Source organism: Kitasatospora sp. NPDC059817, assembly GCF_042731835.1.
Classification (GTDB): domain Bacteria; phylum Actinomycetota; class Actinomycetes; order Streptomycetales; family Streptomycetaceae; genus Kitasatospora.
The window spans coordinates 72,962-80,780 of the sequence record NZ_JBHWIR010000011.1 but is presented as its reverse complement, the minus strand read 5'-3'; the positions used below and the strand labels follow the sequence as shown (position 1 = coordinate 80,780).

At 72.9% G+C, this 7,819-nt stretch carries 8 protein-coding genes; 7 read left to right on the top strand and 1 reads right to left on the bottom strand.

Going from position 1 to position 7,819, the window contains the following annotated elements; all coding sequences use genetic code 11:
• Positions 1-55 precede the first annotated feature (55 nt).
• Complete coding sequence (gene mltG / locus ACFV61_RS04340; protein ID WP_380490088.1) at positions 56-1,318, top strand: endolytic transglycosylase MltG; 1,263 nt, start codon at positions 56-58, stop codon at positions 1,316-1,318.
• 160 nt (positions 1,319-1,478) lie between these two features.
• On the opposite strand, the gene ACFV61_RS04335 is transcribed toward mltG (ACFV61_RS04340), so the two are convergent.
• On the bottom strand, positions 1,479-2,036 hold the full coding sequence (locus tag ACFV61_RS04335) for a hypothetical protein (protein ID WP_380490086.1): 558 nt from the start codon (positions 2,034-2,036) through the stop codon (positions 1,479-1,481).
• Between ACFV61_RS04335 and mltG (ACFV61_RS04330) the strand changes: the two genes are divergently transcribed.
• From mltG (ACFV61_RS04330) to aroQ, 6 genes are all read left to right on the top strand, one after another.
• On the top strand, positions 1,968-3,494 hold the full coding sequence (mltG, locus tag ACFV61_RS04330) for an endolytic transglycosylase MltG (RefSeq protein ID WP_380490083.1): 1,527 nt from the start codon (positions 1,968-1,970) through the stop codon (positions 3,492-3,494). The two genes, ACFV61_RS04335 and mltG (ACFV61_RS04330), sit on opposite strands and share 69 nt — an antisense overlap.
• A gap of 34 nt (positions 3,495-3,528) precedes the next feature.
• On the top strand, positions 3,529-4,359 hold the full coding sequence (locus ACFV61_RS04325; RefSeq protein ID WP_363372750.1) for a shikimate dehydrogenase: 831 nt from the start codon (positions 3,529-3,531) through the stop codon (positions 4,357-4,359).
• Positions 4,360-4,568: 209 nt separating this feature from the next.
• Positions 4,569-5,753: a chorismate synthase gene (gene aroC, locus ACFV61_RS04320; protein WP_107452826.1), complete on the top strand. Its 1,185-nt coding sequence runs from the start codon at positions 4,569-4,571 to the stop codon at positions 5,751-5,753.
• Positions 5,750-6,271, top strand: a complete 522-nt coding sequence (locus ACFV61_RS04315; RefSeq protein WP_063346780.1) for a shikimate kinase — start codon at positions 5,750-5,752, stop codon at positions 6,269-6,271. The genes aroC and ACFV61_RS04315 overlap by 4 nt, the downstream gene beginning before the upstream one ends.
• Positions 6,264-7,355, top strand: coding sequence for a 3-dehydroquinate synthase (aroB, locus tag ACFV61_RS04310; RefSeq protein ID WP_063346779.1), 1,092 nt, complete (start codon positions 6,264-6,266; stop codon positions 7,353-7,355). Before ACFV61_RS04315 ends, aroB begins: the two co-directional genes overlap by 8 nt.
• Before the next feature lie 8 nt (positions 7,356-7,363).
• The gene (aroQ, locus tag ACFV61_RS04305) at positions 7,364-7,792 is read left to right on the top strand and encodes a type II 3-dehydroquinate dehydratase (protein WP_063350970.1); all 429 of its coding nucleotides are present in this window, start codon (positions 7,364-7,366) and stop codon (positions 7,790-7,792) included.
• The last annotated feature ends 27 nt before the right edge of the window (positions 7,793-7,819 follow it).

Below are 7,819 nucleotides of genomic sequence, written 5' to 3'. Positions count from 1 at the left end.
CGCGTCCGCACGGACCCCTTTCGAACGTTTCGGCACTGCCGAGGGGACGCGAGCCATGACCGACCAGGACTTCCACCCGGGTCTCACGCCCGGGCACCTGGGTGCGCCGGTGCTGGAGCCGGAGGGCCGGCCGCCGGGCGCGCCCCGCATGCGCTCCGATGCGCCCGATCCGCACCGACGGCGTAACGGACTGGCCTGCGCGCTCACCGCGCTCGCCCTGGTCGCGGTGTTCGGCGGGGCGGGCCTCGCCGGGTACACCTGGTTCCAGGGGCAGCGCAAACCCCCGGCCGCCGCCGACTACGACGGGCAGGGCACCGGCAGCGTCCAGGTCTCGGTGCCGGAGGGCGCGGGCCTGTCCCAGATCGCGTCCGCCCTGGTCCGCAACGGGGTGGTGGCCAGCTCGCTCGCCTTCACCCGGGCGGCCAAGGGCAGCGCCGCGGCCGCCGGGCGGATCCAGCCCGGCACCTACACCCTGAAGCAGCGGATGTCGGCCGCGGCCGCGCTGACCGTGCTGATCGACCCGGCCAACGCCAACGGCCTGACCATCCCCGAGGGCTGGCGCGGCTACCAGATCTACGTGGCCATCGACCACAAGCTGCGTCTGCCGGAGGGCACCACCCAGCGCACCGCCCAGGAGCAGGGCGCCGAACTGGGCCTGCCGGACTTCGCCAAGGGCAGCCCCGAGGGCTACCTCTTCCCCGCGACGTACAGCGTCACCGACGGAACCACCGCGATCGACCTGCTGAAACAGATGGTGGAGCGGGCCGGCAAGGAGTTCAGCCGGGACGACGCGAACGTCGTCGCGCAGAACCTCGGCCAGAGCCTGTACGGGCTGGTCACCGTGGCCAGCATGGTCCAGGGCGAGGCCGACAACAACGAGGACATGGGCAAGGTGGCGCGGGTCATCTACAACCGGCTGGCCAAGGGCATGCCGCTGCAGCTCGACTCCACGATCAACTACGCGCTCGGCCGGTCGACCCTGAACACCACCGTCACCGACACCCGGCTGGACTCCCCGTACAACACCTACCTGCACCCGGGGCTGCCGCCCACGCCGATCTCCAACCCGGGGCGGCAGGCGATCACGGCGGCGCTGGACCCGGCGCAGGGGGACTGGCTCTACTTCGTCACCGTGAAACCGGGGGACACCCGCTTCACCGACAGCTTCGACGTGCAGCAGCGCAACGTCGCCGAGTTCAACGCGAACCGGGCGTCGGCGAAGCCCGGCGCCTCGGCCTCGTCGTCGGCTTCGGCCGGTGCGTCGGCCCCCGACTCCGGGCCGGCGGCGCTGGAGCCCGAGCCGAGCGCGGGCTGGTGAGGTCGGACACTGACGGCACGTCCGCCCTGCCGGGGGCACGTGTGCGGTACGGTAACGTCTCCTCCCAGGCGCTGCGCTAGCACGCCGGTTCGAGAATCAGCCGGGACCGCGTCCCGGACGGCCGGTCCGATCCTCCGGCCGTCTTCGTCGGTTAAGGGGATCAATGACCGATCTGGGTCGGGGCTACGGCCCCCAGGGCTCTGAGCCGTGGCACCCCGGTGACCCCGGGTACGGCGGCCAGCAGCCGGTCCCCGGCCAGCAGGACGGCCAGTGGCAGCAGTATCCCCAGCAGGGCGAGCCGGTCCAGCAGTATCCCCAGCAGCAGGGCGAGCCGGTCCAGCAGCCGTACGGAGACATGCAGCAGCAGGGGTATCCGCAGCAGCAGATGCCGCAGATGCCGCAGCAGGGGTACCCGCAGGGGTATCAGCAGCAGGGGTTCCCGGGCGGGCAGCAGCAGTACCCGCAGCAGCAGGTGCCCCAGCAGCAGATGCAGCAGCAGGGCTACCCGCAGCAGCAGATGCCGCAGCAGGGGTACCCGCAGCAGCAACAGCAACAGCAGCAGCAGATGGCGCCGCAGGGGTACCAGCAGCAGCTGCCCCAGCAGGGGTACCAGCAGCAGGGGTTCCCGGACGGTCAGCAGCAACCGGGCATGGCGCAGCAGCAGGGGATGTCCCCGCAGCAGGCCCAGCAGGCCCAGCAGCCCCAGCAGCCCCACCAACCCCAGCAGCCTCAGCAACCCGGCGCGCAGCAGCAGCCGGGCATCCCGCAGCAGGGCGCGCAGCCCGGGCGGCGGCGTCGCGCGGCGCCGGAGCCCGAGCCGGCCGCGCCCGTCAGCGGCCCCGGCCCGGACGGCATCGACTGGGAGGCCGAGGCCGCCGCGCTGGAGGCCGGCGCCGATCCGGTCGGCGGGCACGCGCCCGAGACCGACGAGTGGGACGGCCACCCGGACGGCTTCCAGGAGGACGGCCGTCACGAGGACGGCCACCACGAGGGCGCCGAGTACCGCGACGAGGACGGCCACGCCGAACAGGAGGGCTTCCTCGGCGAGGAGGACTCCTCCCGCGACGCGCAGAAGAAGCGCAAGGAGAAGGGCAAGAAGTCCGGCCGCCGCAACGGCGGGGCCTGCCTGCTGGTCGCGCTGGTGCTGGTCGGCGCCCTGGGCGGGGCCGGCTGGTGGGGCTACGGCTTCTACCAGGACCACTTCGGCCCGCCGCCGGACTTCACGGGCGAGGGCGGCAGCCCCGTCCAGGTCGAGGTCAAGTCGGGTGCGGTCGGCGGTCAGATCGGCCTGGCGCTGAAGAGTGCCGGCGTGGTCAAGAGCGTCGACGCCTTCAGCAAGGCCTGCGACGCCGAGCCGAAGTGCAAGAACGTCCAGCCGGGCTTCTACTCGCTGAAGAAGGAGCTGCCGGCTGCCACCGCGCTGAGCGAACTGCTCAACGGGGCCGGCGGTGCGGCGCTGGTCATCCCCGAGGGCAAGACCGCCGCCGACATCTACACCCTGATCGACGGGAAGTTGAAGCTGCCGCAGGGCACCACGGCGGGTGTCGCCAAGGCCCAGGTCGGCAGTCTCGGCCTGCCGGCGTACGCGAACGGCAACGTCGAGGGCTTCCTCTGGCCGACCCGGTACAACATCGCCGACGGCATGAAGCCCGAGGACCTGCTCAAGCAGATGGTGAAGAACGCCACCGACAAGTACGCGACCCTGGACGCCGACGCGTCCAAGGTCGGCCTCAAGAACGCGTACGAGGTGGTCATCGAGGCGAGCATCCTGCAGCGCGAGGGCAACAAGGTCGAGGACTTCGCCAAGATGGCCAGGACCATCCAGAACCGGCTGGCGAGCGATGCCGTGCGCCACACGCTCGGCATGGACACCACGCTGCAGTACTCGCTGGGCCGCAAGGACCTGGACAAGAAGGACATCAACGACGGGTCCAACAAGTACAACACCTACATCAACCCGGGCCTGCCGCCGACGCCGATCTCCAACCCCGGCGACGACGCGCTCAAGGCGGTGCTCAACCCGGCGGACGGCAAGTGGCTGTACTTCATCGCGATGTCCCCGTCCAACACCCTCTTCGCCGACACGGACAAGGAGCACGCCGCCAACGTCGAGGCGTACTGCCGGGCGGCGGGCCAGGGCTTCGACAAGGTCGGTCTCCACTGCACCACCAAGTAGCCGCCACCGCACCGCCGTTCACGGAGGAGCAGCGTTGACCAGCAAGCACCGGGCCGCCGTCCTCGGCTCGCCGATCGCCCACTCGCTCTCGCCGGACCTGCACCGGGCCGCCTTCGCGGCGCTCGGGCTGGACGGCTGGCGCTACGACCGCTTCGAGGTCGACGAGGCCGGCCTGCCCGGCTTCCTCGCCGGGCTGGACGAGGCCGAGTGGGCCGGGCTGTCGCTGACCATGCCGCTGAAGCGGGCGATCATCCCGTTGCTGGACGAGGTCAGCGCGACGGCCCGCGCGGTGGACGCGGTGAACACCGTGGTGTTCACCGCCGACGGGCGGCGTACCGGGGACAACACCGACGTCCCCGGGCTGGTGAACGCGCTGCGCGAGCGCGGCATCACCGAGGTGCCGGCCGCGGCCGTGCTGGGTGCCGGGGCCACCGCCTCCTCGGCGCTGGCGGCGCTGGCCCAGGTCTGCACCGGCGAGGTGACCGTCTACGTGCGCAGCGCGGAGCGGGCCCGGGAGATGGCGGAGCTGGGCGAGCGGCTGGGCGTCGCCGTGCGCACCGCCGACTGGGAGCTCGGCGCGCAGGCGCTGGCGCGGCCGCTGACCGTCTCGACCACGCCGGTCGGTGCGACCGACGCCTTCGCCGGGGCGCTGCCCGCCGCGCCGGGGGCGCTGTTCGACGTGCTGTACCACCCGTGGCCGACGGCGCTGGCCGCCGCCTGCGCCGCGCGCGGGGCGACCGTCCTGGGCGGGCTGGACCTGCTGGTGCACCAGGCGGTGCTGCAGAGCGAGGCCTTCACCGGGCGGGCGCCGGGGCCGCTGGCGGCGATGCGCGAGGCGGGCGAGAAGGCCCTCGCCGGGCGCTGAGCCCGCGCCGGTGGCCGGATCGCGCCGGCCACCGCCCGGCCGGCTGGCCGGAATCGTGCCGACCACCGTCCCGCCGACTGACCGACCACCGTCCGTCACGCGGACTGGGCCTCCGGGTGCCGCCGGGACGTGAAAGGATTCAGGGGAAAAGGCACGCCCGGGCGGGCCCCGGCAGGTGCCGTGGCCGGTCCGCTGATGAAGGAGCTCCGTTGGGTACGTTGCGCTGGCTGACGGCGGGGGAGTCGCACGGCCCCGCACTCGTCGCGACGCTGGAGGGCCTGCCCGCCGGTGTACCGGTCACCACCGCGGTGGTGGCCGACGCGCTGGCGCGCCGCCGGCTCGGTTACGGTCGCGGCGCACGGATGAAGTTCGAGCAGGACGAGGTGACGTTCCTCGGCGGCGTCCGGCACGGCGAGACCATGGGCAGCCCGGTGGCGGTCATGGTCGGCAACACCGAGTGGCCGAAGTGGGAGCAGGTCATGTCGGCCGACCCGGTCGACCCCGAGGTGCTGGCCGGTCTGGCCCGCAACGAGGCGCTCACCCGCCCCCGCCCCGGCCACGCCGACCTGGCCGGCATGCAGAAGTACTCGATCGACGAGGCCCGTCCGATCCTGGAGCGCGCCAGCGCCCGTGAGACGGCCGCCCGGGTCGCGCTCGGTGCCGTCGCCCGCGCGTACCTGAAGGCGACCTGCGGGATCGAGATCGTCAGCCACGTGGTCGAGCTGGCCGCCGCCAAGGCCCCGGCCGGTGTGCTGCCGCTGCCCTCGGACGAGGCGCGGCTGGACGCCGACCCGGTCCGCTGCCTGGACGCCGACGCGTCGAAGGCGATGGTCGCCGAGATCGACCAGGCCCACAAGGACGGCGACACCCTCGGCGGCGTGGTCGAGGTGCTCGCGTACGGCGTGCCGGTGGGTCTGGGCTCGCACGTGCACTGGGACCGCCGGCTGGACGCCCGGCTGGCCGCCGCGCTGATGGGCATCCAGGCGATCAAGGGCGTCGAGGTCGGCGACGGCTTCGAGCTGGCCCGGGTGCCCGGCTCGCAGGCGCACGACGAGATCGTCCCGACCCCCGAGGGCGTCAAGCGCACCTCCGGCCGCTCCGGCGGCACCGAGGGCGGCCTGACCACCGGCGAGGTGCTGCGGGTGCGTGCCGCCATGAAGCCGATCGCCACCGTGCCGCGGGCGCTGCAGACCCTGGACGTGCGCACCGGCGAGCCGGCCAAGGCGCACCACCAGCGCTCGGACGTCTGCGCCGTGCCGGCCGCCGGGATCGTCGCCGAGGCGATGGTCGCGCTGGTGCTGGCCGACGCGGTGAGCGAGAAGTTCGGCGGTGACCACGTCTCCGAGACCCGCCGCAACGTGCAGGGCTACCTCGACAACCTGATCATCCGATGACCGTTCCGGTCGTTGTGCTGGTCGGCCCGCCCGGCAGTGGCAAGTCCACCGTCGGGCGGGCCCTGGCCGAGCGCCTGGGCGTCGGCTTCCGGGACACCGACGCCGACATCGAGGCGTTGGCCGGCAAGCCCATCCCGGAGATCTTCATCGACGAGGGCGAGCCGCACTTCCGCGAGCTGGAGGTCCGGGCCGTGCGCACGGGCGCCACGGAGCACGACGGCGTCCTGGCGCTCGGCGGCGGCGCGGTGATGGCCGAGGCCACCCGCGCCCTGCTGCGCGAACTGCCGGTCGTCTTCCTGGAGGTCCCGCTGGCGGACGCGGTCAAGCGGGTCGGCCTGGACGCCCCGCGCCCGCTGCTGGCCATCAACCCGCGGGCCCGCTGGCGCGAGCTGATGGAGGCCCGCCGGCCCCTCTACCTGGAGGTGGCCACCGCCGTCGTCGACACCGCCGGCCGCACCCCCGAGCAGGTCGCGGACGCCGTACTGGAAGCACTGGAGCTGAAGACCCCCCATGACTGACCCCATCGTCAGGATTCACGTCGGCGGCAGCGCCGGCCACGACCCGTACGACGTGCTGATCGGGCACCAGCTGCTCGGCGAGCTGGCGCCGCTGATCGGCACCCGCGCCAAGCGGGTCGCGATCATCCACCCCGAGGCGCTGGCCGCCACCGCCGACGCCATCCGCGAGGACCTGCTCGGCGAGGGCTACGAGGCGATCGCGCTGCAGGTGCCCAACGCCGAGGACGCCAAGAGCGCCGAGGTCGCCGCGTACTGCTGGTCGGTGCTCGGGCAGACCGGCTTCACCCGCAGCGACGTCGTCGTCGGCCTCGGCGGCGGCGCCACCACCGACCTGGCCGGCTTCGTCGCCGCCACCTGGCTGCGCGGCGTCCGCTGGATCTCCATGCCCACCACGCTGCTCGGCATGGTCGACGCGGCCGTCGGCGGCAAGACCGGCATCAACATCGCCGAGGGCAAGAACATGGTCGGCGCCTTCCACCCGCCGGTGGGCGTGCTGGCCGACCTCGACACCCTGGCGACCGTGCCCAAGCACGACTACGTCTCCGGCCTCGCCGAGGTCATCAAGTGCGGCTTCATCGCCGACCCGGCCATCCTCGACCTGATCGAGGCCGACCCGGAGGGCGCCAAGACCCCGGACGGCCGGCACACCGTCGAGCTGATCCGCCGCGCCATCCAGGTCAAGGCCGACGTGGTCTCCGGGGACCTCAAGGAGTCCGGCCGGCGCGAGATCCTCAACTACGGCCACACCCTCGGCCACGCCATCGAGCGCAACGAGCGCTACAAGTGGCGGCACGGCGCCGCGATCTCCATCGGCATGGTCTTCGCCGCCGAACTCGGCCGCCTGGCAGGCCGGTTGGACGACGAGACGGCCGACCGGCACCGCACCGTGCTGGCCTCCGTCGGGCTGCCGCTGCGCTACCAGGCGGACGCCTGGCCGAAGCTGCTGGACGCCATGAAGATCGACAAGAAGTCGCGCGGCGACCTGATCCGCTTCATCGTCCTGGACGGCCTCGGCAAGACCTCCGTCCTGGAGGGTCCCGACCCGTCCCTGCTGGTCGCCGCCTACGCGGAGGTCTCGGCGTGACCAGGGTCATGGTGCTCAACGGCCCCAACCTCGGACGGCTCGGCAGCCGCGAGCCGGACGTCTACGGCGCCACCTCCTACGCCGGGCTGGTCGAGCGCTGCACCGCGCTCGGCAAGGAGTTCGGCTTCGAGGTCGAGGTGCACGAGACCAACTCCGAGCAGCAGATGGTGGAGTGGCTGCACGAGGCGGCCGACGGCAAGGTGCCCGTGGTGATCAACCCGGGCGCGTTCACGCACTACTCGTACGCGATGCGGGACGCCGCCTCGCAGCGCACCGCGCCGCTGATCGAGGTGCACATCTCCAACCCGTACGCCCGGGAGACCTTCCGGCACACCTCGGTGATCGCCGCGGTGGCCTCCGGCACCATCGCGGGATTCGGGCTCGGCTCGTACGAGCTGGCCCTGCGCGCCCTGGCCGAGCAACTCACCACGCGCTGACGCCTGGTCAGCGGCCCGGCGGCGGAC

What these genes read in the sequence shown, in the direction of transcription:
- aroB (WP_063346779.1), top strand. Translation starts at nt 6,264, where the DNA reads ATGACTGACCCCATCGTCAGGATTCACGTCGGCGGCAGCGCCGGCCAC.
- mltG (WP_380490088.1), top strand. Translation starts at nt 56, where the DNA reads ATGACCGACCAGGACTTCCACCCGGGTCTCACGCCCGGGCACCTGGGT.
- mltG (WP_380490083.1), top strand. Translation starts at nt 1,968, where the DNA reads ATGGCGCAGCAGCAGGGGATGTCCCCGCAGCAGGCCCAGCAGGCCCAG.
- aroQ (WP_063350970.1), top strand. Translation starts at nt 7,364, where the DNA reads ATGGTGCTCAACGGCCCCAACCTCGGACGGCTCGGCAGCCGCGAGCCG.
- ACFV61_RS04315 (WP_063346780.1), top strand. Translation starts at nt 5,750, where the DNA reads ATGACCGTTCCGGTCGTTGTGCTGGTCGGCCCGCCCGGCAGTGGCAAG.